The 26,339-nt window shown below is 72.3% G+C and carries 22 protein-coding genes; 14 read left to right on the top strand and 8 right to left on the bottom strand.

The genetic code is table 11. From position 1 onward, the window contains the following. Positions 1–48: 48 nt before the first annotated feature. From C1703_RS12460 to C1703_RS12450, 3 genes are read left to right on the top strand one after another with little or no spacing between them, the layout of a single operon-like run. Complete coding sequence (locus C1703_RS12460) at positions 49–2,145, top strand: MMPL family transporter (RefSeq protein WP_114252321.1); 2,097 nt, start codon at positions 49–51, stop codon at positions 2,143–2,145. Between the two features lie 50 nt (positions 2,146–2,195). Continuing rightward, positions 2,196–3,437 (top strand): histidine kinase, encoded by a 1,242-nt coding sequence (locus C1703_RS12455; RefSeq protein ID WP_114252320.1) that lies wholly within the window; start codon positions 2,196–2,198, stop codon positions 3,435–3,437. After that, positions 3,434–4,096 (top strand): response regulator transcription factor, encoded by a 663-nt coding sequence (locus C1703_RS12450; RefSeq protein WP_114252318.1) that lies wholly within the window; start codon positions 3,434–3,436, stop codon positions 4,094–4,096. Before C1703_RS12455 ends, C1703_RS12450 begins: the two co-directional genes overlap by 4 nt. Positions 4,097–4,171: 75 nt before the next feature. Here the strand turns inward: C1703_RS12450 and C1703_RS12445 are convergent, their stop codons facing one another. The 5 genes from C1703_RS12445 to C1703_RS12425 are packed head-to-tail and all read right to left on the bottom strand — an operon-like array spanning position 4,172 to position 10,739. Then, complete coding sequence (locus tag C1703_RS12445; RefSeq protein WP_114252316.1) at positions 4,172–5,104, bottom strand: dihydrodipicolinate synthase family protein; 933 nt, start codon at positions 5,102–5,104, stop codon at positions 4,172–4,174. Then, entirely contained in the window at positions 5,101–6,120 is a 1,020-nt protein-coding gene (locus C1703_RS12440) for an ABC transporter ATP-binding protein (RefSeq protein ID WP_114257393.1), read from the bottom strand. Before C1703_RS12440 ends, C1703_RS12445 begins: the two co-directional genes overlap by 4 nt. Before the next feature lie 38 nt (positions 6,121–6,158). After that, positions 6,159–8,132: a dipeptide/oligopeptide/nickel ABC transporter permease/ATP-binding protein gene (locus C1703_RS12435; protein WP_114257392.1), complete on the bottom strand. Its 1,974-nt coding sequence runs from the start codon at positions 8,130–8,132 to the stop codon at positions 6,159–6,161. A gap of 8 nt (positions 8,133–8,140) precedes the next feature. Next, positions 8,141–9,103, bottom strand: a complete 963-nt coding sequence (locus C1703_RS12430) for an ABC transporter permease (protein ID WP_114252314.1) — start codon at positions 9,101–9,103, stop codon at positions 8,141–8,143. Between the two features lie 4 nt (positions 9,104–9,107). After that, positions 9,108–10,739 (bottom strand): ABC transporter substrate-binding protein, encoded by a 1,632-nt coding sequence (locus C1703_RS12425; protein ID WP_114252312.1) that lies wholly within the window; start codon positions 10,737–10,739, stop codon positions 9,108–9,110. Between the two features lie 241 nt (positions 10,740–10,980). Here C1703_RS12425 and C1703_RS12420 point away from each other — a divergent pair, with 241 nt between their 5' ends. The 3 genes from C1703_RS12420 to C1703_RS12410 all read left to right on the top strand — a co-directional run bounded on the left by C1703_RS12420 (position 10,981) and on the right by C1703_RS12410 (position 13,509). Further along, the gene (locus C1703_RS12420; RefSeq protein WP_114252310.1) at positions 10,981–11,718 is read left to right on the top strand and encodes a FadR/GntR family transcriptional regulator; all 738 of its coding nucleotides are present in this window, start codon (positions 10,981–10,983) and stop codon (positions 11,716–11,718) included. A gap of 105 nt (positions 11,719–11,823) precedes the next feature. Beyond that, entirely contained in the window at positions 11,824–12,261 is a 438-nt protein-coding gene (locus C1703_RS12415; protein ID WP_114257391.1) for a protein phosphatase, read from the top strand. Between the two features lie 96 nt (positions 12,262–12,357). Then, positions 12,358–13,509, top strand: a complete 1,152-nt coding sequence (locus C1703_RS12410) for an abortive phage infection protein (RefSeq protein ID WP_114252308.1) — start codon at positions 12,358–12,360, stop codon at positions 13,507–13,509. A gap of 2 nt (positions 13,510–13,511) precedes the next feature. Here C1703_RS12410 and C1703_RS12405 read toward each other — a convergent pair whose 3' ends face one another. The 3 genes from C1703_RS12405 to C1703_RS12395 all read right to left on the bottom strand — a co-directional run bounded on the left by C1703_RS12405 (position 13,512) and on the right by C1703_RS12395 (position 16,155). After that, a complete protein-coding gene (locus tag C1703_RS12405; RefSeq protein ID WP_114252306.1) occupies positions 13,512–15,002 on the bottom strand; it encodes an alpha/beta hydrolase in 1,491 nt (496 codons plus the stop codon). A 72-nt stretch (positions 15,003–15,074) separates the two neighbouring features. Beyond that, positions 15,075–15,557, bottom strand: a complete 483-nt coding sequence (locus C1703_RS12400) for a cupin domain-containing protein (RefSeq protein WP_114252303.1) — start codon at positions 15,555–15,557, stop codon at positions 15,075–15,077. Between the two features lie 94 nt (positions 15,558–15,651). Beyond that, the gene (locus tag C1703_RS12395) at positions 15,652–16,155 is read right to left on the bottom strand and encodes a GNAT family N-acetyltransferase (RefSeq protein ID WP_114257390.1); all 504 of its coding nucleotides are present in this window, start codon (positions 16,153–16,155) and stop codon (positions 15,652–15,654) included. A 197-nt stretch (positions 16,156–16,352) separates the two neighbouring features. Between C1703_RS12395 and C1703_RS12390 the strand changes: the two genes are divergently transcribed. From C1703_RS12390 to C1703_RS12355, 8 genes are all read left to right on the top strand, one after another. Beyond that, positions 16,353–16,559 carry a hypothetical protein gene (locus tag C1703_RS12390; protein ID WP_114252301.1) on the top strand — a complete coding sequence of 69 codons (207 nt, stop codon included), beginning with the start codon at positions 16,353–16,355 and terminating at the stop codon, positions 16,557–16,559. Continuing rightward, the gene (locus C1703_RS12385; RefSeq protein ID WP_031111682.1) at positions 16,556–16,771 is read left to right on the top strand and encodes a hypothetical protein; all 216 of its coding nucleotides are present in this window, start codon (positions 16,556–16,558) and stop codon (positions 16,769–16,771) included. Before C1703_RS12390 ends, C1703_RS12385 begins: the two co-directional genes overlap by 4 nt. 46 nt (positions 16,772–16,817) lie before the next feature. Then, entirely contained in the window at positions 16,818–17,564 is a 747-nt protein-coding gene (gene recO / locus C1703_RS12380; RefSeq protein ID WP_020273157.1) for a DNA repair protein RecO, read from the top strand. A gap of 30 nt (positions 17,565–17,594) precedes the next feature. After that, a complete protein-coding gene (locus C1703_RS12375; RefSeq protein ID WP_114252299.1) occupies positions 17,595–18,431 on the top strand; it encodes an isoprenyl transferase in 837 nt (278 codons plus the stop codon). Positions 18,432–18,527: 96 nt separating this feature from the next. Beyond that, positions 18,528–19,682, top strand: a complete 1,155-nt coding sequence (locus tag C1703_RS12370) for a hypothetical protein (protein ID WP_157993104.1) — start codon at positions 18,528–18,530, stop codon at positions 19,680–19,682. Further along, positions 19,670–21,988 carry a caspase family protein gene (locus C1703_RS12365; RefSeq protein ID WP_114252296.1) on the top strand — a complete coding sequence of 773 codons (2,319 nt, stop codon included), beginning with the start codon at positions 19,670–19,672 and terminating at the stop codon, positions 21,986–21,988. The genes C1703_RS12370 and C1703_RS12365 overlap by 13 nt, the downstream gene beginning before the upstream one ends. After that, entirely contained in the window at positions 21,988–22,989 is a 1,002-nt protein-coding gene (locus C1703_RS12360; RefSeq protein WP_114252294.1) for a MoxR family ATPase, read from the top strand. The genes C1703_RS12365 and C1703_RS12360 overlap by 1 nt, the downstream gene beginning before the upstream one ends. A gap of 2 nt (positions 22,990–22,991) precedes the next feature. Next, entirely contained in the window at positions 22,992–26,339 is a 3,348-nt protein-coding gene (locus C1703_RS12355) for an SAV_2336 N-terminal domain-related protein (protein ID WP_114252292.1), read from the top strand.

Raw genomic sequence — 26,339 nt, 5'->3', positions numbered from 1 at the left:
CCGGGAGTCTGGAGTCCGTTCCAGACACCCGACCGGAGGGAGCCGGAGATGGGGGACGTGAGGACCCGTAGGGGGCGGCGACGGCGGGCCGTGCCCTGGGCGGTGGTCGGACTGTGGCTCGCCGCGCTCGTGCTGCTCGGGCCGCTCGCCGGGAAGTTCGCCGACATCCAGCAGAACCGCGCGGTCGACTACCTGCCCGACAGCGCCGACTCCACGCAGGTGGCGCGGATCCAGGACCAGTTGCCGGGCGGCGAGTCGACCGACCTGGTGCTCGTCTACCACCGCGGCGACGGACTCACCGACGCCGACCGGCGCACGGCCGCCGAGCAGGTCGCCGAGGTGCGCGGCGCCTACGACCTGGCGGCCGCACCGCGGGGCGTCCCGTCCGAGGACGGCTCCACCCTGATGTACCCGGTCTCCAGCACCCAGCCGGGCCAGGACGAACAGGCCCGGGACGCCTTCGTCGACGGGGTGCGGGACATCGCCGAGGGCGGCGGCGGACTGAGCGTCGAGGTCGGCGGGCCCGGGGCGCTCAACACCGACATGAACAAGGTGTTCGGGACGCTCGACGCGACGCTGCTGCTCGCCACCCTCGGCGTCGTCACCGTGCTGCTCGTCCTCATCTACCGCAGCCCGTTCCTGTGGCTCGTCCCGCTCGCCGTCGCGGGCGTCGCCGCCGCCACGGCGATGGCCGCCGGATACGGACTGCACGAACTGTTCGACGTCACCGTCACCGGGCAGAGCGGCGGCGTGATGACCGTGCTGGTCCTCGGCGCCGGCACCGACTACGCGCTGCTGCTCATCGCCCGCTACCGCGAGGAACTGCGGCGCCACGAGCGGCCGTACGACGCCATGCGCACCGCCCTGCGCGGCTGCGGGCCGGCCATCCTGGCCTCCTCCGGGACCGTCGCCGCCGGGCTGCTGTGCCTGCTCGCCGCCGACCTCAACAGCAGCAGCGGCATGGGCCCGGTCGGCATGGTCGGGGTGCTCGCCGCGCTGGTCGCCATGACGACCCTGCTGCCCGCGGTGCTGGTGCTGCTCGGGCGGCGCGTCTTCTGGCCGCTGATCCCGGCGTTCGGCAGCGAGCCCAAGGCCCGGCGGTCCCTGTTCGCCGCGATGGGCACCTCGGCGACGCGCCGGCCCGCGACCGTCCTCGTCGGCGGGGCCGCGCTGCTCGGCGCCCTCGCGCTCGGCACGCTCAACCTGTCCGGCAGCATCAAGCAGGAGGACTCCTTCACGGAGCGGCCCGAGTCGATCACCGCGATGCAGACGCTGGCCCGCGAGTACCCCGAGCGCAGCAGCCGGCCCGTGACGGTCATGGCGCCCGAGGACCGCGCGGACGAGGTACTGGACCGGGCGCGTACGACCGACGGTGTCGCCGAGGCGGTCCCCGGGCGCAGCGGGGCGGGCTGGACCGAGATCGCCGTCTTCGCCGCCGCGCCGCCGGAGACACCGGCCGAGACCCGCACCATCGAGGCACTGCGGGCCGGGCTCGATCCCCAGGGCGCCCATGTCGGCGGGCCCAGCGCCCAGCAGATCGACCTGGCCGAGAGCGAGGCGCGGGACCGGAAGGTGATCGTGCCGCTGGTGCTCGCCGCGGTGTTCGTCATCCTCGTCGGGCTGTTGCGCAGCCTGGTCGCGCCGTTGCTGCTGCTGGCGGCGGTGGTCGCCGTCTGGGGCGCGGCCCTCGGCATCGGGGGGCTGGTCTTCGAGCCGGTCTTCGGCTTCGCCGGGACGGATCCCGGGCTCGGGCTGCTGTCGTTCGTGTTCCTGGTCGCCCTCGGCGTCGACTACGGCATCTTCCTGATGCACCGGATGAGGGAGGAGTCCGTACGAGGGGCCGAGCCGGAGGCCGCAGCGCTCACCGCCCTGCGGACGACCGGCGGGGTCATCGCCTCGGCGGGGGTGGTGCTCGCGGCGACGTTCGCGGTGCTGACGACGCTGCCGATGGTCGGGCTGGTGGAACTCGGGTTCGTCATCGCGGTGGGGGTCCTGCTGGACACCTTCCTGGTGCGGACGTACCTGGTGACCACGGCGAGTGTGCTGCTCAAGCGGCGGATGTGGTGGCCGGGCAGGCTCTCCCGCGCGCCGGAGCGGGCGGCCCCGCCGCAGGATCGCGAACCCGTGGCCGCGGACGCCCCCTGACCGACCGAAGGCGTCCCTCCCCTCCCGGAGGGACGCCTTCCTCGCCGAGGATGACGCCTGTGCAGGCACCCATCACCACGACGGCGGCATGGTCGCGTCCCGCGGAGCGGATCATGGCCGCGATCAACCGCGATCCGCTGACCGCCCCGCACGCCCTCCGCAACGACGCGTTCCTCGCCTTCCTCGTCGCCGGCTTCTCCGCCGTCCTCGCGCTCATGGTCGACGACGGCCGCAGGCCCGACGCGCTCGGCTGGGCCCTGCTGCTCGTCTCCCACGTGCCGCTGGTGTGGCGCCGCCGCCGTCCGGTGCTCGTCCTGGCCGCCGTGATCACCTGCGTGTTCCCCTACCACTTCCTCGACTACCCGCACACCGCGGCCACCCAGGCCGCCTACGTCGCCCTGTACACCGTCGCCGTCACCGGCCGGCCGCTGCGCACCGTCCTGGTCGGCATCGGCGTCATCACCATGGCGGTGGGCGTGCTGCTCACCATCAGCGCGCAGGAGGCGCTGGGACTGCTGAAGGCGTCCGGCTGGGTCGTCGCCGTGCTGTTCTGCGGCGTCGACGTGCGCTTCTACCGCCAGTACGTCGCCTCGATAGTGGAGCGCGCCGAACGGGCCGAACGCACCCGGGAGGAGGAGGCCCGGCGGCGGGTCGCCGAGGAGCGGCTGCGGATCGCCCGGGACCTGCACGACCTGCTCGCGCACAGCATCACCCTCATCGGCGTGCAGACCTCCGTCGCCGCCCACGTGCTGTCCGCCGACCCCGAACGGCTGGACCGGAAGACGGTCGCGAAGGCCCTCGACGACATCGCGGAGACCTGCCGCAGCGCCCGCGGCGAACTCCGTACGACGCTGGAGGTGCTGCGCGAACACGGCTCCCCGGACGCCCGCGGCCCGCTGCCCGGCCTCGACGGCCTGCCCGACCTGGTGGAGGCCGCGCGGCTCGCCGGTGCCCGGGTCGAGCAGACCGTGCGGATACGCCGGGCACCGCCCGCCGTCGGCGCCGCCGCCTACCGGATCGTGCAGGAGGCGCTGACGAACGCCGTGCGGCACGCCGGGCCCGAACCGGCCGTCCGCGTCGAACTGGACGAGCGGCAGGGCGCCCTGCACCTGAGGGTCAGCGACGACGGCACCGGACCGGCTCCGGCCGGCACGCCCGGCTTCGGGCTGGTCGGAATGCGGGAGCGGGCCCGCAGCGTGGGTGGCACACTCGACGCCGGACCGCGTGCCGGGGGCGGCTTCGAGGTGACGGCGGTCCTGCCGCTGACCACGACGGGGGAGAGAGCCGGATGACCGTACGGGTGCTGCTCGCGGACGACCAGACCCTGGTCCGGGAGGCGTTCGCGATGCTGGTGGAGTCGGCCCGGGACATGGAGGTCGTCGGCCAGGCCGCCACCGGCCGGCAGGCCGTGGAACTGGCCCGCGCCGCACGCGCCGACCTGGTGGTGATGGACATCCGCATGCCCGACCTGGACGGCATCGAGGCGACCCGGCTCATCGCCGCCGACGAGGACCTCGCGGGCGTGCGGGTCCTGGTCCTCACCACGTACGACACCGACGAGAACATCGTGGCGGCCCTGCGCGCCGGCGCCTCCGGGTTCCTGGTCAAGGACACCAGGCCGGCCGAACTCCTCGACGCCATCCGCACGGTCGCGGCCGGTGAGTCCCTGCTGTCGCCCGGGCCCACGGCACGGCTGATCGAGCGGTTCCTGCGCAGCCCCTCGGCCCCGGCGAGCGGCGGCCCGGAGTGCCTGTCCGACCGTGAGCGGGAGGTGCTCGGGCTGGTCGCGCGCGGCCTGAACAACACGGAGATAGCGGAGGCGTTGGGCCTGAGCCCGCTGACCGCGAAGACCCACGTGAGCCGCATCATGGGCAAGCTGGGGGCGCGGGACCGGGCGCAACTGGTCATCGTGGCGTACGAGTCGGGGATGGTGACGCCGGGGAGCATCTGAGATCCTCCACGAGACGGGCGTCCGGGGGGCGTACGAGACGATCGAGTTCCGTCCGCCGCCTCCCGGCGGACGCGTCTAGAGCAGCCCGGCCGCGGCCAGGTACTTCCCGACCCGCTCCACCTCGTCCGGCGACAGCGGCACCTGCGGCTCGGCCGTGACCGGGCAGTCGATCACGCCCCGCAGGTGCAGCGCGGCCTTGAAGGCGCCGATCGCCGAGGAGTTCGGGCCCATGCGGGCCGGGTCGCCCACGGTCACCATGCCGAACAGGGCGCACAGGCGTTCCTGTTCGGCCCGGGCCCCCTCCTGGTCCCCGTCGCGGCACAGGCGGTCCAGGCGGACGTAGCCGTGCGGGTCGACGTTGCCGAGGCCGGGCACCGTGCCGTCCGCGCCGATCGCCAGGGCCGCGTCGACGACCAGCTCGGAGCCGGTCAGCACGCTGAAGCCGCCGATGCCCTGGTGGTCCCGGGCGCCGGTGACGACCCGGCGGAAGGCGGCCAGGTCGCCGCTGGAGTCCTTGAGCCCGGCCAGGACGCCGTCGGCGGCCAGCTCCAGGACCACCTCGGCGGGCAGCTTGGTGTGGACGGCGACGGGGATGTCGTAGGCGATGACCGGGACGGGGCTCGCGGCGGCGACCGCGCGGTAGTGGCGGGCGATCTCCGCCGGGTGGGTGCGGGCGTAGAAGGGGGCGGTGACGACGACCGCGTCCGCGCCCGCCGAGGTCACCGACGCCACGTGGTCCAGGACCCGGGGCGTGGTCATGTCGATCGCCCCGGCCAACACCGGCAGCCGCCCGCTCACGTGCCCCGTGACCGCCTCGACCACCAGCCTGCGCTGCGCGTCCGTCAGGTAGGCCGCCTCCGAGGTCGAGCCGAGCACGAACAGCCCGTGCACCCCGCCGGCCACCAGATGGTCGACGAGCCTGAGCAGCGAGGGGACGTCCACCTCGCGGTCCGGTGTCAGGGGCGTGCAGACGGGCGGGATGACACCGGTCAGCGGGGCGAAAGTCATGGGGCCTCCATCGGGTCGCGGCGGCGGACGAGGTCGCGGGTCGACTCGTCCTCCCGGACAGGATGGTGGCAGCGGAAGCGGTGCGCGGGGGCCGACGCGGCGGAGAAGCCCGGCATTTCGTCCGCGCAGGTCCCGTCGGCCTTCCAGCAGCGGGTGCGGAACGGGCAGCCGCTCGGCGGTCGGGTCGCCGACGGGACGGGACCGACCAGCGGGATCGGGTCGATCGGGTCGAGCAGTCCGGGCGTGGCGGAGAACAGGGCGCGGGTGTACGGGTGCCGGGCGGAGTCGGTGACCAGGGCGGCCGGGGTCTCCTCCACGATCCGGCCGAGGTACATCGTGATCACCCGGTCGCTCATCCGCCGTACCGTCTGGATGTCGTGCGAGACGAACACCAGGGCCAGGCCGAGGCGTTCCTTCAGGTCCAGCAGGAGGTTGAGGATCTGGGCCCGGACCGACACGTCCAGGGCGCTGGTCGGCTCGTCCGCCACGACCAGGTCCGGGTCCAGCGCCAGGGCCCGGGCGATCGCGACGCGCTGCCGCTGCCCGCCGGACAACTGGCCGGGCAGGGCGTCCGCGAGGGCCCGGGGGAGGCCGACCAGGGACATCAACTCCCGGACACGATCGTCGCGTCGAGTACGTGTGCCCCGGTCGTGCACGTCCAGCGGGTCCCGCAGGATCTGCCGGACGGTCAGGCGGCGGTTCAGGGCCGTCGACGGGTCCTGGAAGATCATGCCGGTGCTGCTGCCGACGGCCCGGCGGCGCTCGGCGGGCGGCATCGCCCACAGGTCCTGACCCCGGAAGGACACCGTCCCCCGGGTCGGGCGCTGCACCCCCACCAGCACCTTGGCCAGCGTCGACTTCCCGCAGCCCGACTCGCCGACCACGCCGACGGTCTCGCCGGGCGCGATGGCCAGGTCGGCGCCGGTCAGCGCGTACACCCGGTCGCGGGTGAACACGCCGCCGCTGCGGGCCTTGTGGACGACGTGGGCGTCGGACAGCTCCACCAGGGCGTTCATGACACGGCCTCGGTCTCCGTCGTCGCCGGTCAGGGCGTTCATGACACGGCCTCGGTCTCCGTCGTCGCCAGCTCTATGGCCGGGTGGTGGCAGGCCGCCGTGTGGGCCGGCGTACCGGCCGGCACCGGGGCCGTCGTCCGGCAGACCTCGCTCGCCCGGGGACACCGGTCGGCGAAGCGGCAGCCCGCCGGGAAGTCGGCCGGGGACGGCACGACGCCCCTGATCTGCGTCATGCGCTCCTGCCCCGACTCCAGCGACAGCACGCTGCCGAGCAGGCCGCGCGTGTAGTGGTGGGCCGGGGCCTGGACCAGGTCGGCGGTCACGCCCGTCTCCACGATCTGCCCGCCGTACATCACCACCACCCGGTCGGTGACGTCCGCGATCAGCGCCAGGTCGTGCGAGACCAGGATCAGCGCGAAGCCCAGCTCCTCGCGCAGCCGCAGCAGCAGCTCCATGACCTGCGCCTGCACGGTGACGTCGAGGGCGGTCGTCGGCTCGTCGGCGACGATCAGACTCGGGTCGCGGGACAGGGCCATGGCGATCAGGACGCGCTGGCGCTGCCCGCCGGACAGTTCGTGCGGATAGCTGCGCAGGGTCCGCTCGGGATCGAGGCCGACCAGGGTGAGCAATTCGGCCGGACTGCGCCGCCCGCCTCGCCGTACGACCTGTTTGAGCTGGGCGCGGATCGTCATCGCCGGGTTCAGGGACGACAGGGCGTCCTGGTAGATCATCGCCATCTCGTGGCCGAGGAGCCTGCGGCGGACGCGCATCGGCTCGGCGAGCAGATCCCGCTGCCGGAAGCGGACCTGGCCGCGGACGCGCGCCCCCTTCGGCTGGAGTCCCATGATCGCCAGCGCGGTGAGGGACTTGCCGCAGCCGGACTCGCCGACCAGCCCGAGCACCTCGCCGGGGTGCACCTCGAAGCTGACGCCGTCCACGATGTCGACGCCGCCGTGCCGCTCGTCGAAGCCGATCGCGAGGTTCTCCACCGCCAGCACCGGCTGCCCGTCCCGGGGGACGTGCCGGGCCCGGGCCCGCAGCCTGCGGGCCGCTTCCGTCAGGCCGGGCAGCGGCACGACCTCCCCGCTGCCGGGCTCCGGCGCCTCCAGCCGGTCGCCCTCGGGAACGTCCACCTCGCGGGCCGGCGGCGCCGCCCAGGCGTCGGACACGCCCTCGGACAGGATGTTCAGCGACAGCACCGTGACCAGCATCAGCAGCCCGGGGAACACGGTCGCCCACCAGCCCCCGGTCAGCACCATGTTCTTCCCGTCGGCGATGACGCTGCCCCAGGACGGGTCGGGCGGCCGCACGCCCGCCCCGATGAAGGACAGCGACGCCTCGAAGACGATCGCCTCGGCGACCTGGACCGTGCAGAACACCAGCACGGGCGCGGCGCAGTTGATCGCGACGTGCTTCAGCACGATGTGCGGGGTGCGGGCGCCGATCACCCGTTCCGCCGTCACGTAGTCCTCCCCGTACTGGTCGAGGACGTTCGCGCGGACGACCCTGGCCACCGGCGGTGTGAACAGGAACGCGATCGCGCAGATCAGCACCGTGATCCCGCCGCCGAACACCGCCACCAGCACCGCGGCGAGCGCGATGCCGGGGAACGCCATCACCACGTCCAGGCAGCGCATCAGCGTCTCGTCGACCGCCTTGCGGGAGGTCGCGGCGATCGCCCCGAGCAGCGCGCCGGCCACCAGGGCGAGCCCGGTCGCGCCGAGCCCGATCGCCAGCGACCAGCGCGCCCCGTACATCAGCCGGCTGAGGATGTCCCGGCCGAGGCTGTCCTGGCCCATCCAGTGCCCGGCGGACGGATGCCCGGTGCCGTCGACGGGCGGCTGCTGGTCGAGCGGGTCGTGCGGGGCGAGGAGCGGGGCGAGCAGCGCCAGCAGGACGACGACCGCGAGGAAGCAGACGGCGACCTTCGACAGCGGCGGCAGCCTGCGCCAGCCGCGCGGCCGGAGGCCGGGCCGGGACAGCGCCTCGGTGAGGCCCTTGCGGGTCGTCATGCGGGTCATCATGGGGACGCATCCCTCAGTCGCGGGTTGACCAGCAGGTACAGGACGTCGATGACGAGGTTCACGACGACGAACCCGGCCGCCGTGGTCAGCACGACGCCCTGGACGACGGCCGGATCGCCGTTCTTCACGGCGTCGATCATCAACTTGCCCATGCCGGGCAGCGAGAAGATCGTCTCGATGACGACCGCCCCGCCCAGCAGGTAGCCGACGCGCAGTCCGAGCACGGTGAGCGGGTTGATGAGCGCGTTGCGCAGCACGTTGCGGCCGACGACCACCCGGGGCGGCAGCCCGCTGCCGATCGCCGTCCGCACGTAGTCCTTGTCCAGCTCCTCCACCACGGCCGTCCGCACGATCCGGGTCAGCTGCGCCGCCACGGGCAGCGACAGCGCGCACGCCGGCAGGGTCATGGTCTTCAGCCAGCCGGTGAAGGAGTCGGCCGGGTTGATGTACCCGCCGGTCGGGAACCAGCCCAGGTCGACCGCCAGATACTGGATCATCAGCAGCGCCAGCCAGAAGCCGGGCGCGGCGACCCCGGTGAGCGACACGACCCGGATGATCTGGTCGGGCAGCCGGTCCCGGTAGATCGCCGCCGTCACCCCGCCCAGCAGGGACAGCACGACCGCGATGCCGAGGCCGAGGAAGGTGAGCTGGAGGGTGAGCGGCAGCGCGGTGGTGACCTGGTCGATCACCGGCGCCCGGGTCAGCGCGCTGGTGCCCAGGTCGCCGTGGAGCAGGTCGGCGACGAAGGCGGCGTAGCGCACGGGCAGCGGGTCGAGCAGGCCGTGTTCCTCGCGGAAGTCGTGCAGTTGCTGGGGCGTGGGGTTGGCGCCCTGGAAGAACGCGGACGCCGGGTCGACGTCCGAGAACCGCATCACCAGGAACACGAACAGCACGATGCCGAGCATCAGCGGCACGAGCAGGGCGATCCGGCGCAGCAGGATCCGCAGGACGGCCGTCATCCGCTCAGGCCCACTTGGCCTGGAGGAGGTTGATGCCCGGGTACGGCTGGGCCCTTATGCCGCTGAGCCGCTTCGGGTCCCAGGCCGTCATCAGCTCGTTGTGGACGACCGGGTAGAGCACGGCCTGTTCGGCGACGACGTCGATGTAGTCCTGGACGATCGCCTTCTTCTTCTCCGGGTCCGGTTCCCGGGTCGCCCGGTCCATGTCCTTGAAGAGCTGCCTGGCGACCGGGTCGGAGGCCCACCGCGTGTACTGCATCCACAGGTTCTCGGGCCCGTAGTTGTAGTGCATGATCAGGTCGGCGTCGAGGCCGAACTGGTTGGGGTTCGAGGCGGCGGCGACGACCTGGTAGTCCTGCTTCTGGTCCATCTTCGTGAACACGGCCGTGGTCTCCTGCGGGGACAGGGTCGTCTTCACGCCGATCGCGTCCCAGGAGGACTTGATGGTGGGCAGGCAGTCGACGATCCAGCTGACGTTCACCGCCAGGATGTCGATGCTCAGCCCCTTGACCCCGGCCTCCTTCAGCAGCGCCTTGGCCTTGTCGGGGTCGTAGTCGTAGACGGTCTTCGCCCGGCGGTAGGACGGGTTGCTCTCGTCGAGGAAGGAACTGGACGGCTTGCCATGGCCCTTGAGCGCGACCTCCACCATCTTGTCGGTGTCGATGGCGTAGTGCAGGGCCTGGCGCACGCGTACGTCGTCGAAGGGCTTGTGCTGCGTGTTGAACATCAGGAACAGGTTGTTCATGCCGGCCCCGCCGGCGACCGTCAGCCCGCTGCTCTCCAGCTGGCCGATGTTGGCGTACGGGATGTTGTCCGCGATCTGCGCGCCCGCGCTCGACCCCGAGATCTTCGCGACGCGGGGCGCCGCGTCCACGATGGTCAGCCAGTTCATCTTCGCGAAGGCGGGCTTGCGCGGGCCGTTGTAGCCGTCGAACGCCTCGAAGGTGGTGTTCGACTTGGGGTGGTGCGCGGTCTGCCGGTACGGGCCCGAGCCGATCGCCTTGCCCTTGATGGCGTCGTCCCAGGCGCCCGGCCGCGAGAACACGTGCTTCGGCATGATCTTGGCGAGCGTCAGCCGCGACAGCCCGTCGGGGAACGGGAACTTGAGCACCAGCTCGACGTTCCGCTCGTCGATCTTGCGGACCTCCTTCAGCCAGCTCGCGAAGAAGCCCTTGGCGAGGGTCTGGGTGTCCGGGTCGAGGATCCGGTCGAAGACGAAGACCACGTCGTCGGCCGTCACGGGCTTGCCGTCGTGGAACGTGGCACCGGCCCGCAGGGTGAACTTCCAGGACGTGCCGTCCGGGTTCTTCGGCACCTCGGTCGCCAGGGCCGCGTACGGCTCCCGGGAGATCGGGTCCGTGTCCAGCAGGCCCTCGTAGATGTGGTTGTTGGCGGCCATGCAGAACGCGGACGCCGTCTGGGTGGGGTCCCAGCTGCCGTCGTTGCCGTAGCCGATCACCGCCGTGAGCGTGCGGTTCGCCCCGCTGCCGCCGTCACCGGTGTCGTTCGTGGACTCGGGCCCGGACGAACAGGCCGACAGCGACGCGGAGACGGCGGCGGCCGCGCCCAGCGCGCCGGTGTACTTCAGGAACGACCGGCGGTGCAGCGCCGGCACGTCGTGGGTCACGTCGCGCACGGGTCCTCCAGCGGAGAGGTCAGGAAAGGGGAAGAGCTGAGGAGATACGACGTCCTACGTCCTGCGGTCAGCGCGACCATAGGAGCGCCCGTGAGGGCGGTCAAGGGATCGCACACGAATGGCGTATCTGTCAGAGGTCGGACCAATGGCGCCGTGAATGGCGTGAGTTGACGGCCGGACAGGGCGGCTCGGCTATCGGGTACCGCCAGAGGTGGGACGTGGGACGTCCGGGGCGCGTACGATGCGGCGCATGTCCGAGGGGCCCAGGACCAGCCGGATACAGCGCCAGGTCGTGCAGCTCATCCTCGACCGCAGACTCACCGCCGGCGCGCCGCTGCCCACCGAGGCCGAGCTGATGGAGGCCCTCGGCGTCAGCCGCAACTCCGTCCGCGAGGCCCTCAAGGCCCTCCAGGCCCTCGACATCGTAGAGATCAGACACGGCTACGGCACCTACGTCGGCCGGGCCTCCCTCACCCCGCTCGTCGACGGCCTGACCTTCCGCACCCTGGCCCGGCACGACGACGACACCGCCGCCCTCGCCGAGATCCTCCAGGTCCGCGAGGTCCTGGAGGTGGGGCTGATCCGCCGGGTCGCCACGACGGTCACCGAGGCGGAACTGGACAAGCTGGAGGACGTGGTGGCCCGGATGGAGTCCGCCGCCGGTACCGGCGGCGCGGACACCTCGGGCCCGGGCCGTTCCTTCTCCGACCTCGACCGGGAGTTCCACGAGGTCCTGTACGCCTCCCTCGGCAACGACCTCGTCCCGCAGCTCCTCGCCGCCTTCTGGACGGTCTTCCGCCGGGTCTCCGGCGCCCGCGGCCGGTCCGACGACCCGCCCCCCGGTACCACCGCCCGCCGCCACCGCGACATCGTCACGGCGCTGCGCGCCCGCGACGCGGAGGGCGCGCAGCGGGCCATGGCGGTCCACTTCCGGGGCATCGAGGCGCGGGCGGCACAGGAGCCGCGCGGGGTGGGGTGAACGGGGGCGCGGTTCCGCTTCGGCTGTCGGTGAACCCGGTCGCCAGGACCGCGAGGACGCGCTGGAATGGGCCTCCGGACGGCCGACGAGAGCGAGGATGCCGACATGGGTGAGCTGTGGAGCGAGCGCGACGCCGGCGTACTGCGGCTGCCCTCCGGCCGGCTGATCCGCGGCCGGGGCCTGCGCCACCCCCTCGACCCGGCCGCCCCCACCCCTTCCTACGGCCTCTACCTGCTCGGCAGGCAGCCGCCCGAGGTGCCCTGGGAGTCCGGCTGGATCCGCTGGCCCGACTTCCGGCTCCCGGCGGACCGGGCGGCCGCCCGCACGTCCCTGCTGGTGGCGTGGGAGCGGGCCGCCGGGGAGCGCGTGGAGATCGCCTGCGGGGGCGGGCGCGGCCGCACGGGCACGGCCCTGGCCTGCCTCGCGGTCCTGGACGGCGTCCCCGGCGAGGAGGCGGTGGCGTACGTCCGCCGGCACTACGACCGGCACGCGGTGGAAACGCCCTGGCAGCGGCGGTACGTACGCCGGTTCGGCGAGGGCTGAGCCCCTCCTCCGGCACGGCACCTCATACCTTGGTCGCGCCGCCGTAGACCGACGGCCGACAGCGGACCCGGCGCCCGCCCCGCCACAGTGAGGAGCATGGCAGAGACCAAGGGGAACAAGCAGGCGACGGGGATCAGCCGGGCGCGGTTCCTGGCCGGGGCGGCCGCGGCCGGGGTCGCGGGGGCGGTGGGACCGGCGGGACAGGCCCGGGCGGCACAAGCCGGGCCCAGCGGCAGGGGGCTGCGCCGGCGGGGCGTCGTCTACACCGTCGGCGAGGGGGAGACGCCGGGCACCGCATGGAGCGCCCGCCGGATGCGGGCCGACGTGCGGGCCATCCGCGACGACCTGCACGCCGACACCGTCGACGTCACGGGCGACGGCGTCGAGCGGCTCACCGCCACCGCCGCCGAGGCCGCCGAACGCGGGCTGCACCTCTGGCTGCAGCCCACCCTCGGGGACGCCCCGCAGCGGGACATCCTGGAGCACCTCGCCGAGACCGGCCGGTTCGCGGAGCGGCTGCGGCGGCAGGGCGCGAGTGTCGACCTCAGCGTCGGCTGCGAGTTCTGGCTGTTCGTCCCCGGCATCCTGCCGGGCGAGACGGTCCTGGAGCGCATCCGGAACCTGGAGAACGGCACGGTCGACTGGCCGCGAATGACACGCCGCCTCGCCGACTTCACCGCGAAGGCCGCGAGGACCGGCCGTTCCGTCTTCCGGGGCAACCTGAGCTATGCGGCCGCCCAGAGCATCGACGACCCGGACTGGTCCCTCTTCGACATCGTCGGCATCGACTACTACTCGTACTTCGCGCAGCGGTCCGACTACGTCCGCGAGCTGAAGCGGTACCTGCGCTGGGGCAAGCCGCTCGCCATCACCGAGTTCGGCACGTGCGCCTACGTCGGCGCCCCCGAGGCCGGCGGCATGGGCTGGGACGTCGTCGACCACGACAAGGAGCCGCCGGAGATCAAGGGCGACCTCGTGCGCAGCGAGCGCGTCCAGGCCGAGTACGTGGGCGAACTGCTCGACGTCTTCACGTCGATGGGCCTGTACGCGGCGATGACCTTCGAGTTCGTCAGCCCGGACGCCCCGCACCGCCCGGACGAGCCCCGCCTCGACCTCGACATGGCGACGTACGCCATCACGAAGGCCGTCAAGGACCGCCCGGACGACCCCGCCTCCGGCTGGCACTGGGAGCCGAAGGAGGCGTTCCACGCGGTGGCCCGCCGGTACGGGGCGGCGGGCCACCGCTGACGTCACGCGCAGTACCGGTCGGATCCGGGCCGCTTCCCGGTGGCCAGGAAGCGGGAGACGGTCCGGTCGCCGCAGGCGTTGCCGTTGGCGAGGTAGGCGTCGTGGCCGGTGGAGTTCACGGTGACCATGACGGCCCGGTCACCGAGGGCCTGACGGAGTTTCAGGGCGCCGCTGAGCGGGGTGGCGACATCCCGCTCGTTCTGCACGAGCAGGATGTTCGACGGCCCTTCGTCGGTGACCCGGACGGCCGGCTCCTTCGGCGCGAACGGCCAGGCGGCGCACACCATCGGCCCGCGCGGCATGCCCGCGGTCAGCGGGTACCTCGCCCGGCTCTCGTCGACGTCCTTCTGGTACGCGGCGGCGGAGTCGGGCCAGTCGACGTCGTTGCAGATCGTGCCGGCGCCGACCGCGGCGACGTTCTGCAGCACCGACTCGGGCGGGGACGGGGGCGCGGGCGGCACGGTGCCCTTGCGGGCGGCCAGGATCGCCTTCGCCAGGACCGGGTAGTCGTCGGGGTCGTAGAGGTTGGTCAGCATGGTCTGGCGGAGTGCGTTGCCGTCGAGCCGCGGCGGGTTCGCGCCGGGCCAGGGGAGGGGCTCGCGGTCGAGGCGGGCGGCGAGGCTCAGGAAGCCGGAGCGGACCTCGGCGGGCGTACGGGCCACCCGGTGCGGATTGCCGGGCTGCGACGCCCACCGTGCGAACTCGGGGAAGTTGTCCTCGACGCCCCTCTCGAAGGCGGCGAGCCAGCCCCGGGTGACGCGGGTGGGGTCCGGGTCGTCGTTGCTGTCCAGCACGATGCGGTCGGTGCGGTGCGGGAACAACTGGCTGTAGACGGCGCCGACGTACGTGCCGTACGAGACGCCCCAGGCGGAGATCTTCCGCTCGCCGAGGGCGGCCCGGACGCGGTCGAGGTCACGGGCCTCGTTGGCGGTGCTGATGTGCCGGATCAGCTCCCCGCCGTTGCGGGCGCAGGCCTCGGCCGTACGCCGTGCCGTGGCCATGTTCCCGGCGACGGAGCCGTCCGTGTCCGGCCAGGGCAGGAGCTTGGTCGTGCCGAGGTCGGCGGGGTCGAGCTTGCAGTCGACGGCGGTGGAGGGCGCCATGCCGCGCGGCGCGAACCCGACGAGGTCGTAGGCGTCCCGCACCCGCTGCGGCAGCTTCTGTCCCTTGCCGGACGGGTCGCGGAGGCTGTCGCCGCCGGGGCCGCCCGGTATGAGCAACAGCGTGCCCCGGCGGGCCGAGGGCTTCTCGGCGGGGATGCGGGAGACGGCGATGCGGATCGTCCGGCCGTCGGGGTCGGAGTAGTCCATGGGGACGTCCACGGTGGCGCACCGCTGTCTGGGGTCGAGGCCGCCGCCCTCGCAGTCGGTCCAGGCCGGTGAGGGCGGCCCGGCGGCCGGGGGCTGCTCCGCGGACGCGGTGAGCGGGACGGCGAGCCCGAGCAGGACGGCGGAGGCCGCGAGCAGTGAGGCATTGCGCGTGATCTGCTTCATGCCCCGAGCCTGACGGCTTTCCGACCCGCTCCACATCCGGGCAACTGCCGGATGTTCCAGGGGGTTTACCCCCTACTGGATGAAGTAGCTGTCGTGCCGCACCTGGAACTCCCGGAGTTCTTCCCCGCCGCGCTGCGCGAACTCGGCGACCCGCTCGAAGTACTCCTCGCGCGGGGCGCCCGGCGAGAACAGCATCAGCATGGAGACGGGGTCGTCGCTGTCGTTCCGGAACGCGTGCAGCCCGCCGACCGGCACGTACAGGAAGTCGCCCTGCCGCCCGGTGACCCAGCGCTCACCGTCGTACAGCTGGATCTCGCCGGACAGCACGTAGAAGGACTCGGAAATGCTCCGGTGGAAGTGCGTCTTCGCACCCGGCGCCTTCGGCCCCATGTCCACCTTGTACAGCCCGAACTCCCCTCCCGTGGAGGCGTGGCTCGCGAGGTAGTGGGTGGTGGTGCCGCCCGGCGAGACGATGTCGGGCGGTGTGTCGGCGGACCTGAACACGGCGTTGATCTCACCGTTCTCACCCAGGTAACGCGGCTCCGGGTACGACATGGGATCCCTTTCGTGAGGCGCTACGGGGACTCTCCCACGCCGCGTGTCGCCCGGTCATCGGCCGCCGGACGGAGGAGGAGAGCGGGCCGGCGGACTAGGGCCTGGCGTGCGGGCGTCTCCGCATGAAGACGTCGACCGGGTCCTGGCTCTCGACCGCGAAGCCGTGGCGGGCGTACAGGCGTTGGGCCGGGCTGCCCTGCAGGACGTTCAGACGGACTACTGCGGCGGCGGCGTCCGTCCCGCTCAGCAGGGTGCGCAGGACGGCCGAGCCCAGGCCCCGGCCGTGCAGGTCCGGGGCGAGGTAGAAGTGCTCCAGCCAGTGGCCGTCCTCGGCGGGGCGCAGGGCGACGCTGCCCGCGAAGGCGCCGCCGGCCAGGACGACCGACGTGTGCCGCGGCGAGAAGCCGTCGCGAAAACGCTGCCGGACCCGGTGCTCGTCGAAACGGCCCAGCCGCTCCAGATCCGGGCGCATCACCACCGCCCGCAGTTCCGCTATCGCCTCCACGTCGGCCGGTTCCGCGGGGCGCAAGGACCATTCCGGTTCAGCGCGCCGGCCGGGCCGGGTCTTCTTCGTCTTCGTCGCTGTACGCGCATCCATGGCCTGATTGTGGCCCATCGGCTTCCTGCGCACCGGCCGGGAAAAAACCGCAGGCAGAACTCACAGGAACCGTTGGCCATTGCCGAACCTCTTTGTGCCGCGCCGCAGTTGTAGGGGCACAGACCCTTCCCGAGTGTAGACGCGGAGCGTCACCAAGGGGATGCGAAGAGTGAAATTCCAAAAGGAAGGGGAGCACGGTGGAGGCACGACACTCGGCGCTCTGCGTCGAAGAAGCGGAGGATGCGGTGAAAGAATTGCGGGCAGAACTCGCCAAGGCCGGAATTATCCTGCCGTCACTGGGGCTCGACCCGGTGAGTCTTGCGCGGGAAGCACCCTGCCCGCTCGTGGAATTGGGCCGGTGCACCGTGGAGACCGCCCGGCGGCTCGCGGCGGTGCTGCGATGAAGCCCCCGGTCGGCGCGTACGTCGTGGACACCCGCAGCGGACGCCTCGGCATCGTCATGGGGCATGAGGGGCCCTATGTGCAGCTGAGGCCGTACGGGGGCGGCAAGGAGTGGGACGCCGACCCCGGTGCCGTCCGGCACGCCACCCCGGCCGAGCGGCTGCGCGCGGCGACCGCGTACGCCAACGCACGCAGTCGGGGGGAGGTTCCTTGACCCACCTCGCGGTCCGGGGGGCCTCCGCGTAGGCGAGAATGGCCGCATGAGTCTGTTCCGCGACGACGGCATCGTGCTGCGCACCCAGAAGCTGGGTGAGGCGGACCGGATCATCACGCTGCTCACACGCGGTCACGGCCGGGTACGGGCGGTGGCCCGGGGCGTGCGCCGGACGAAGTCGAAGTTCGGTGCGCGCCTCGAACCCTTCTCCCATGTCGACGTGCAGTTCTTCGCCAAGGGGAGCGAGCTGGTCGGACGCGGCCTGCCGCTGTGCACACAGAGCGAGACCATCGCCCCGTACGGCGGCGGGATCGTGAGCGACTACGCGCGGTACACCGCCGGCACCGCCATGCTGGAGACCGCCGAGCGGTTCACCGACCACGAGGGGGAGCCGGCCGTGCAGCAGTACCTGCTGCTCGTGGGCGGGCTGCGGACCCTCGCCCGGGGGGAGCACGCGCCGCACCTCGTGCTCGACGCGTTCCTGCTGCGGTCCCTCGCCGTCAACGGCTACGCCCCGAGCTTCACCGACTGCGCGAAGTGCGGTATGCCCGGGCCCAACCGCTTCTTCTCGGTCGCCTCGGGCGGTTCCGTCTGCGTGGACTGCCGGGTGCCCGGCAGCGTCGTACCCTCGCCCCAGGCCCTGGAACTCCTCGGCGCCCTGCTTACGGGAGACTGGGAGACCGCGGACGCGTGCGAGGCGCGCTACGTCCGGGAGGGCAGCGGGCTGGTGTCCGCCTATCTGCACTGGCACATGGAGCGCGGGCTGCGCTCCCTGCGCTACGTCGAGAAGTAAGACAAGCAAGCACGAGGAGACGAGAAACACATGGCCGTACGCGGGATCCTGGGCCGGCAGCGCCGGGAGTACAGGACGCCGGAGCCGCACCCGTCCGGCGCGCGGCCGCCGAAGCTCCCCGGGGAGCTCGTACCGCAGCATGTGGCGATCGTCATGGACGGCAACGGCCGCTGGGCCAAGGAGCGCGGCCTGCCCCGCACCGAGGGGCACAAGGTCGGAGCCGAGCGCGTCCTGGACGTGCTCCAGGGCGCCATCGAGATGGGCGTGGGCGCCATCTCCCTGTACGCCTTCTCCACCGAGAACTGGAAGCGGTCGCCGGAAGAGGTGCGCTTCCTGATGAACTTCAACCGCGACTTCATCCGCAAGACCCGCGACCAGCTCGACGAGCTGGGCGTGCGGGTGCGCTGGGTGGGGCGGATGCCGAAGCTGTGGCGGTCCGTCGCCAAGGAGCTCCAGATCGCCCAGGAGCAGACCAAGGGCAACGACCGGCTGACCCTGTACTTCTGCATGAACTACGGCGGCCGGGCCGAGATCGCGGACGCCGCGCAGGCGCTCGCGGAGGACGTGCGGTCCGGCAAGCTCGACCCGTCGAAGGTCAACGAGAAGACCTTCGCGAAGTACATGTACTACCCGGACATGCCGGACGTGGACCTGTTCCTTCGCCCGAGCGGCGAGCAGCGCACCTCGAACTACCTGATCTGGCAGAGCGCCTACGCCGAGATGGTCTTCCAGGACGTGCTGTGGCCGGACTTCGACCGGCGTGACCTGTGGCGCGCCTGCCTGGAGTTCGCCTCCCGCGACCGCCGCTTCGGCGGCGCCATCCCGAACGAGGAACTGCTGGCCATGGAGGGCAAGCAGGCCCCCTGACCGGTCGGCCCGGACTAGCATCGGACACGGGCCGAGCGAGGACGCCCGGCCGGATGCGTTCACGGGTGGGGGAAAGTGCAGCGCTCGATCGTATTCGTGCATGGCACCGGTGTGCGGGAAGAGTCGTACGGCAGGACCCTGGAGACCGTGCGAGCCCTGCTGGCGGAGACACGGCCCGAGACCGAGGTGCGGGGTTGCTTCTGGGGCCGTGAAGAGGGCGCACGGCTGGCACTGGGCGGTGCGAGCATCCCGGGCTACACCGGTTCCGGCGGCGGCCGGCAGGAGGACGAGCAGATCGCCCTCTGGGGTGTGCTCTACCGCGACCCCGGCTACGAGCTCCGGCTGCTGAGCCTGCGCCCGGCCGTCCCCTCCGGACTGGGCCGGGGACAGAGTCCGGCGCAGAAGCTGCTCGCCGAACTGTCTTCGTACGCTCCCTCCCCGCGGGTCCGGGACGCCTTCGCGGCGCACGGGCTGGGCGACGCCCTCCACAGAGCGGTGCGTACCGTCGCCGCGTCGCCGGAACTGCGCGACGCGGCGGCCACGGCGGACGAGGGAGGCCACGAGCACCGGCACGCGTTCGCGCGGGCAGTAGTGGCCGCGACCCTGGCGGAGGCGGTCGAGCAGGGAGCCGACGCCCTGGACGGCCTCAAGAGGGACGCCCTGCTCTCCCTGGTCAGCGCCGATCTGCACACCCGGGGACGCACCCTGGCCGGAGCGGTCTCCAGGGCGGCCGCCGAGCCCGCCCTGCGCGCACTGACCTGGCACGCACGGCGACGACGAGGCGCGCTCAACGACGACCTCTTCCTGCCCGCGGTCGGTGACATCCTGCGCTACCAGGCCCGGGGAGAGGCGATGCGCCAACTGATCAAGCGCACCATCGAACACACCCCTGGCGACGCCGTCACCGTGATCGCCCACAGCCTGGGGGGCGTGGCCTGCGTCGACCTCATGGTGCGGGAGCGCGTCGCGAGGGTCGACCAGCTGGTCACCGTCGGCTCACAGGCACCCTTCTTCTACGAGGCGGGCGCCCTCGTATCCCTCGAACACCCGCAGACGCCACCCGGACACTTCCCGAGACGCTGGCTCAACCTCTACGACCGACGCGACCTGCTGTCGTTCAGTGCCGCCAGGGTCTTCCCCGCACACGCCACCGACCACGAGGTCGACAACCGCCAGCCGTTTCCCTTCGCGCACAGCGCCTACTGGTCCAACCGCAAGGTCTGGGACGCCATCGGCACATGGATGGGCTGAACGGCGTGGACCCGGGGCGCGTCCACGCCGTGGTCGTCGGCCTCGAAAGGTACCCGAGGCATCCGGACTGGGATCTCACCGGCGCCGTCGGCGACGCCCTGCGTTTCGCTCGCTGGCTGCGCAAGGGAGGTGTGCCCGCCGCCAACATCCAGCTGCTGCTGGCACCGGGTGAGGAGAGCCGGCGCCGACTGGAGACTCAGACCAGGGCCGCCGAACTGACCTGGTGCCCGGCCTGGACGCGGGACCAGCTCATGGACGCGTTCACCAGCGACCTCGACGCGCGCACCGGTGAACTGCTCTACGTCTTCTGGGGCGGTCACGGCATCCTGGACCACGGCGACCGGCGCCTGCTGCTGTGCCCCGACGCCTCCCTGAAGGACAAGCGCTGCATCGACACCACCGACCTGCGGGGGTACCTCACCCGGGACGATCTCCGCGGCTTCGGGCAGCAGGTCCTCTTCTTCGACGCCTGTGCGACCTTCCTGGAGCATCACCACCAGCAGACCGGACCCGCGGTCGCCCCCTTCCCCAGGGTGCCCCGGCGCGCGGTCGAACAGTTCCTGCTGTGTGCCGCCGCGGCCGGCCAGGTGGCGGAGAACGACGCGGCGCTGGGCAGCGGAGTCTTCTCCAACTCCCTGCTCCACTGGCTGGAGGGGAACGCTGCTGACCTGCGGCCGGATCTGGCCGCCCTCGTCGAGCACGTCAAGGCGGAGGCGCCGGTGCCGCAAACCCCGGTCAGCCTCCACATCCGCGCCATGGACGGTTCGGAGGAACGGACCGTGCTGCCGGGCCGCCCCCTCCTGCCGCCCTCGCCGGACCGCGACCAGATCGCCCTCGCCCTGCGCACCACTGTCATCGACGACGATCTGCGCGCGCGGTGCATCGAGCACCTCGCGTCGGCCTGCCCACAGGCCCGGCTGGGGCCGCGCCTCTCCGACGAACAGACAGCCCACGCCCTGCTCACGGTGGAGCGGGCGATGGCCGCCCTGGTGGAGGCCCTGCACGAGCGGAACCGGCAGGCCGCCGACCTGTTCCTCGCCCTGGGCCGCTCGCTGGGAGTGCCGGGACTGCTGTCCCCGCTGGAGTACGCGTCACTGGGCCAGATACTCGGCCGGACACCGGCACTGCCGCCGATGGCCCAGGTGATCGCCGCGGTGCGGGCCGCCCTGCCCCTGGAGAGGGTGTGGCTGCCGCCCGCCGCCGGGGAGCCGCACGGCCCCACGGTCGGCCAGCTGATGGCGTGCGTGGAGCACTTCGAACAGCACACCGGCGGCCTGAGCATGGTGCGGCCCGGCAGGCAACTGGTTCCCGCGGTCGTCCGGTTCACCGAGCTGCTGGCCGCGGTCACTCCCCAGGCCCGCGACGACCTGCACGCCTGGGGAGACCGAGTGGCCCGCAGGCTGGGGGTCGACGCCGGGGGTCTGGCCGAGCGTCGCGCGGACGCCGTGGCCTGGGCGGGCTCGCTCCGCGGGGCCGGACGACCACCCCGGGTCGTGGCTCAGCTGGACGCGGAACCATCGGGCCGGACCGCCGACGGACCGCACTTCACCTGCGTGATGTGGATCGACACCGGGGCCGGTGAACTCGTCCAGGCCGCCGAGCAGAGCGGAACACCACTGTCCCCGCGGGACGTGGTCCGCCGTATCCAGCGAACGGTGTCGCAGGTACGCGCGATCACCGATTCGTCCGCGCCGCCCGCGGTCGTCGAGATCCTGCTCCAGCCCGACGCCCTCCACCTGCCCGTCGACTCCTGGAACGGTGCCGCCGACGACGACCCTCTGCCCCTGCTGCTCGGTGTCGAGCACGCCACGGTGTTGCGCTGCGCGCCGCTGTCCGCACCCGAGCGCGAGGAGCAGCGCCGGGCGGAACTGGAGCGCCGCTGGGCCGGGCGCCACAACGACAAGGTGGTTCACCTGGACGACCGGCACGCCGAAGGCCATGCGGCCTACGGGACCCTGAAGGCGGACACCGGTGCGGCCCGAGCCGTGGTGCGGGCCGGCCCACCCGGCCGCGACCGCCTCGTCCAGGCCGCCCTCCTGCTCGGCTACCCGGTCGTGCTGTGGGACCGGCAGGCCACCGCGCCGACCTCGGAGGCCCACTTCACCGCACTGCGTCCCGAGGGCTCCGTCGAGGGGCTTCCCTGGCGCGTCCGGGACCACCGGGCCAGGGCATGCGCGGACCCCGCCGCCCACCCAGCCCGCCCGGCCGTGCTGCTGGAGGACGCCGACCGCCCGCTGCCACCGGTGCTGTCACTGACCGAACTCCCCGACGCCGAATGCCCCGACTCCCGAGAAGCGAGCCTCTGATGACACAGCAGCCCGAGGTGGACGCCTCCACGGCGGACGGCGCCACCGCCGAAGACGCAGACTGGCAGATCTTCCGGGGAGACGGCCGACGACGCTCCGTCACGATCCCCGAGGCCCCGCCCTGGCGACGATTCGCCGAGGCCGACGGAGCCGGAGGCCCCCCTGACACACCGCCCCACTATGTGATCGGCCGCGCCGAGACGGACGTCATCAACGCCGCCATCCACCTACGACGACCCTTGCTGGTCACCGGACACCCGGGCACCGGCAAGTCCTCGCTCGCCGCCGCCCTCGCACACGAGCTCGATCTGGGACCGGTACTCCACTGGCCCGTCAACAGCCGCTCCACGCTCCAGGAAGCGCTGTACCGCTACGACGCCGTCGGACGGCTCCAGGAGAGCAATCTCCACCGGTCCGCGGACGGACCCCAGCCCGGCATCGGCTCGTTCCTCCGGCTGGGGCCGGTCGGCACGGCCCTCGTCCCCACCGCGCGGCCCCGGGTCCTGCTCGTGGACGAGTTGGACAAGGGGGACGTCGACCTGCCGAACGACCTCCTCACCGTCTTCGAGGAGGGCGCCTTCGAGATCCCCGAACTGTCCAGGCTCCCCGAGGAGCAGGCGCACATCGACGTGCTCACCGCCGATCCCCACCAGCGGGCGCGGGTGACCCGGGGGATGGTGCGCTGCACCCAGTTCCCCCTCGTCGTCATCACGAGCAACGGGGAACGGGACTTCCCTCCTGCGTTCCGGCGCCGGTGCCTGCCCCTGCACCTCGCCGACCCGGACGAGACCCGCCTGCGCCAGATCGTCGAGGGCCACCTCGGCCCGGAGGCCCTCGCCGAGGCGGGTGACCTCGTGCAGGCGTTCCTGGCCCGGCGCGCCCTGGGCGAACTGGCCACCGACCAGCTCCTCAACGCGGTGTTCCTGCGCCACGGAGGGGCACGGCTCGACGCCGACGGCCTGCTGAAGACCGTGCTGCACCGGCTCAACGTGGACGGGTAGCCATGTTCCAGGAGCTGCGGGACGTACTACGTGCCTCCGGGGCGCCGATGGAGGGGCAGGATCTCCTTGACGTCCTCTGGCTCGCGGCACGCATTCCTCCGGGAGCTGCCGCGCCGCTCGCCGGTTTTCTCCGAGAAACCCCCGTACGGGCTCCGGAGGACGCTCCGTTGCCGCAGGACCTTCGCGCGGCGCTGGACCGGTCTGCCGCGCGCGACGTCGTCCCCGGAGGAGAAGACCTTCCGGACGCAGAGCACAGTCGGGAGCCGGCACAGCACGTCGGCGTCATCTCCGGTCCCACGGGCCCGGCCCCGGCCGACGCTCTGTGGACGCCGGGCGCCAAGGCGCTGGGGTCGGCGCTGTCCCTCGGCAGGGCCCTGCGGCCGCTCAAGCGGCGCGTTCCGAGCCGTCGCCGCACCGAGTTCGACGAAGCGGCGACGGCCGCCCTGCAGGCGGACACCCGGACCCCGCAGATGGTGCTGCGGCCCCAGCCGGAGCGGTGGCTGCGGCTCGCCCTGGTCGTCGACGGCGGCGTGTCCATGCTTCTGTGGGAGCGTCAGTGCGCCGAACTGAAGGCGATCTTCGAACGCAGCGGCGCGTTCAGGCAGGTGGAGGCGTATCAGATCCGATACGGGCCCGGCGGCGAGGTGCGCCTCGGGCGCCCCTGGAGCGGCGACGACACGGCGACCCGGCCGGCCACCTCCCTCGCGGACGCCTCCGGGCAGACCATGGTGCTGGTCGTGACGGACGGCGCGGCAGCGGCCTGGCGCGACGGACTGATGATCCCGGTGATCGAGGGGTGGGCGCGCAGAGGCCCCACCGCCGTGGTCCACACGCTGCCCCGACGGCTGTGGGCGGGGTCCGGTGTGCGCGGGGATACCTGGCAGGTCTCCTCGCCCAGGCCCGGGGCGCCGAACACCGCCTGGACGGTGGCGCACCAGATCCTGCCGCCGACCGTCGCTCCGGCCCCGGCCGTCGCCGTCCCCGTCCTGGAGCTGAGCCCTGCCGGCTTCGCCACATGGGCGGCCGTGAACACCCTCGTCGGGCGTCCCGTCACGATGCGCCTGTGGATGCCCCGGCGTGCCTCGGGTCGTGCCGCCGAACCACTCCGGGTGTCCGCGACGGACTTCAGCCGGGCCGCGTCCCCGGAGGCCCTGCGGCTGGCGGCGCACCTGGCGGCCATGGCCCCGGTCACGGTGCCGGTGATGCAACTCGTTCACTCCTGCCTGGACCAGGGGCAGGGTGCCGTGCCGCTGGCCGAGGTCCTGCTCGGGGGGCTGATGCAGCCGCTGCCGCCGTCCCCGGGGGAACCATTGGCCGGGCGGCACCGCTTGTTCGACTTCACGGCGGAGGCGAAGGACCTGCTGCTCGACGCCGTTCCCACGGCCGAGCTGATCGACTGCGGCCGTCGGGTGGGGCAACGCATCGAGTCCCTGGGCGGAGGCTCGTCGGACTTCCCCGCCTGGCCCATGGGCCGGGACGATCCCGGGGGTGCGCAGCCGTTCGCGTATCTGGGGGCCGCATTGCAGGCGCGACTCGGGCTGTCGGCTGAGCCGGCGCCCGAGGTCGTTCTCCTGTCGCCGTCGCAGCCCGGAGCTCCGCGGGTGCAGGACGTCGACGCGGTGCTGTCGTCCGTCCCCCCGGAACTGCGGGCATCGTTCGACCGCGCCTGTGACGCCATGCGGCGGCGGGCGGTTCCGGAGCACGCCGAGCGGTTGCTCGCGTACCTCCTTCTGTACCTCCACGCACGGACTCCCGTGGCGTCCGGGACGAGCGAGAGCGAAGTCGTCCTGGACCTGTGGCAGTTCCTGGAGGAGCGGGGAATTGTTACCGACATCAACATTCCGTACGAAGGATGGGAGGAAGGGGGACGGCACGACCTGGTCTGGTCCGTCGACGGTTTGTTCTATCCCGTGGACGTCAAACGCGGCAGCTTCGCTCGGCAGACCGTTGCGGAGCGGATCGACCCCGTGGCCTTCCTCCTGAGCGTGGAGGACAGCGACGAGCCGTTCTCACTCGACGAGTGCGTGGAGATCCTGGTGTCACCCGGCGGTGGGCCCGTCATCGGGCTCCGCCTGCGGAGTGCGGCCGGGTCTGGCCGGCCGGACCCGGCGCACGGGGTGTGTGTCGCCGTGGAGGTCGTAGGACTGACGGGTCTGAGCGACGCCGCACAACTCAGGGCGATCGCCGACAGCGTCAACCTCACAAAAGCCGCGTTGCGGGCGGCAGGTATCAGCCCTGACGAGTGCCGGATCCAAAATCGTGGCGACGGCCTGATCGTCCTGCTGCCGTCCGAGCCGGACACGGCGAACGTCGTTCCCGCCTTCGTCGACGCCCTGGACCAGGGGCTGCGGATCCTGCGTGAGCAGGGACGGTCCATGCGTGTGCGTGTCGCGATGGGCGACGACGACGTCCGCGTCAGCCGTCTCCTCGACTCCGCCGTCCTGCGGGAGGCGATGGCCGCACAGCCGGATGCGCCCTACGGGCTCATCGTGTCCGATCCGCTCCACCAGAGCGTGCCGGCGCTGCACGGACGTCTCCAGCGGGTACGGGTGGATCTCAAGGGCTACCGAGCGTGGGCCTGGTCGTACCCGGTCAGCCACGGCCGCCCCGAGGGGCTCCCCGACCCGAACCGCTCTAACGCTGTCCTGATCGGAGCCAGCCACTACCAGGAACTGCCTTCGCTGTACCCGGTGCGGCAGGGGCTCGAGGACTTGGCGACGCTACTGACGGATCCGTCGATGGGAGCGTTCACCCGGCCACGCACCGTCGTCCTGGCGGATCCGGCTTCTCCCGAGGGCGTTCTGGAAGCCGTCGATGACGCCGCGCGTTCCGCCGACGACACCCTGCTGGTGTACTTCGCCGGTCACAGCCTGCTCCATCCTCGAACGGGGGAACTGAGTCTGGCGGTGCGTACCACTCGTGCGTCGATTCCGAACACAGCGGTGCATTACCGCGATATCCAGTACTTGCTTGGCATGAGCCCCGCCCGCAACAAGGTCGTCGTCCTCGACTGCTGCTACGCCGGCCGAGCCATGAGCAGCCCACGCCACGACGACTTCGCGCTGGGACAGTCCACCGTCGCGGCGACCTTCGTGCTCGCCGCCTCGGCGACAGGAGCGATCGCCATGGCCCCTGAGGGGGAGCGGCACACGGCCTTCACCGGTGCGCTGATCAGCGTCCTGGAGGGCGGGCTGGCACCGGGCAGAGAAGTCATCTCCATGGACTCGCTCTACGAGGAGCTGTACCAGCGGCTTCGCGCCCAAGGCCTGCCCGCGCCGCAGTTCTTCAAGAGCGGAGACCGGGGCGGCAGCGTCGCCATCGCCCGTAACCCCGCCCACCCCACCCGATGA

Source organism: Streptomyces sp. Go-475 (assembly GCF_003330845.1).
GTDB lineage: Bacteria > Actinomycetota > Actinomycetes > Streptomycetales > Streptomycetaceae > Streptomyces.
The sequence above is the reverse complement of the archived record's forward strand: the minus strand, read 5'-3'. Positions and strand labels throughout refer to the sequence as shown.

Coding starts and splice junctions, on each gene's coding strand:
- C1703_RS12395 (WP_114257390.1), bottom strand. CDS start 16,155: ATGGATGCGCGTACAGCGACGAAGACGAAGAAGACCCGGCCCGGCCGG.
- C1703_RS12405 (WP_114252306.1), bottom strand. CDS start 15,002: ATGAAGCAGATCACGCGCAATGCCTCACTGCTCGCGGCCTCCGCCGTC.
- C1703_RS12410 (WP_114252308.1), top strand. CDS start 12,358: ATGGCAGAGACCAAGGGGAACAAGCAGGCGACGGGGATCAGCCGGGCG.
- C1703_RS12360 (WP_114252294.1), top strand. CDS start 21,988: ATGACACAGCAGCCCGAGGTGGACGCCTCCACGGCGGACGGCGCCACC.
- C1703_RS12445 (WP_114252316.1), bottom strand. CDS start 5,104: ATGACTTTCGCCCCGCTGACCGGTGTCATCCCGCCCGTCTGCACGCCC.
- C1703_RS12365 (WP_114252296.1), top strand. CDS start 19,670: ATGGATGGGCTGAACGGCGTGGACCCGGGGCGCGTCCACGCCGTGGTC.
- C1703_RS12375 (WP_114252299.1), top strand. CDS start 17,595: ATGGCCGTACGCGGGATCCTGGGCCGGCAGCGCCGGGAGTACAGGACG.
- C1703_RS12420 (WP_114252310.1), top strand. CDS start 10,981: ATGCGGCGCATGTCCGAGGGGCCCAGGACCAGCCGGATACAGCGCCAG.
- C1703_RS12355 (WP_114252292.1), top strand. CDS start 22,992: ATGTTCCAGGAGCTGCGGGACGTACTACGTGCCTCCGGGGCGCCGATG.
- C1703_RS12450 (WP_114252318.1), top strand. CDS start 3,434: ATGACCGTACGGGTGCTGCTCGCGGACGACCAGACCCTGGTCCGGGAG.
- C1703_RS12455 (WP_114252320.1), top strand. CDS start 2,196: ATGACGCCTGTGCAGGCACCCATCACCACGACGGCGGCATGGTCGCGT.
- C1703_RS12460 (WP_114252321.1), top strand. CDS start 49: ATGGGGGACGTGAGGACCCGTAGGGGGCGGCGACGGCGGGCCGTGCCC.
- C1703_RS12415 (WP_114257391.1), top strand. CDS start 11,824: ATGGGTGAGCTGTGGAGCGAGCGCGACGCCGGCGTACTGCGGCTGCCC.
- C1703_RS12430 (WP_114252314.1), bottom strand. CDS start 9,103: ATGACGGCCGTCCTGCGGATCCTGCTGCGCCGGATCGCCCTGCTCGTG.
- recO (WP_020273157.1), top strand. CDS start 16,818: ATGAGTCTGTTCCGCGACGACGGCATCGTGCTGCGCACCCAGAAGCTG.
- C1703_RS12385 (WP_031111682.1), top strand. CDS start 16,556: ATGAAGCCCCCGGTCGGCGCGTACGTCGTGGACACCCGCAGCGGACGC.
- C1703_RS12440 (WP_114257393.1), bottom strand. CDS start 6,120: ATGAACGCCCTGGTGGAGCTGTCCGACGCCCACGTCGTCCACAAGGCC.
- C1703_RS12400 (WP_114252303.1), bottom strand. CDS start 15,557: ATGTCGTACCCGGAGCCGCGTTACCTGGGTGAGAACGGTGAGATCAAC.
- C1703_RS12435 (WP_114257392.1), bottom strand. CDS start 8,132: ATGACGACCCGCAAGGGCCTCACCGAGGCGCTGTCCCGGCCCGGCCTC.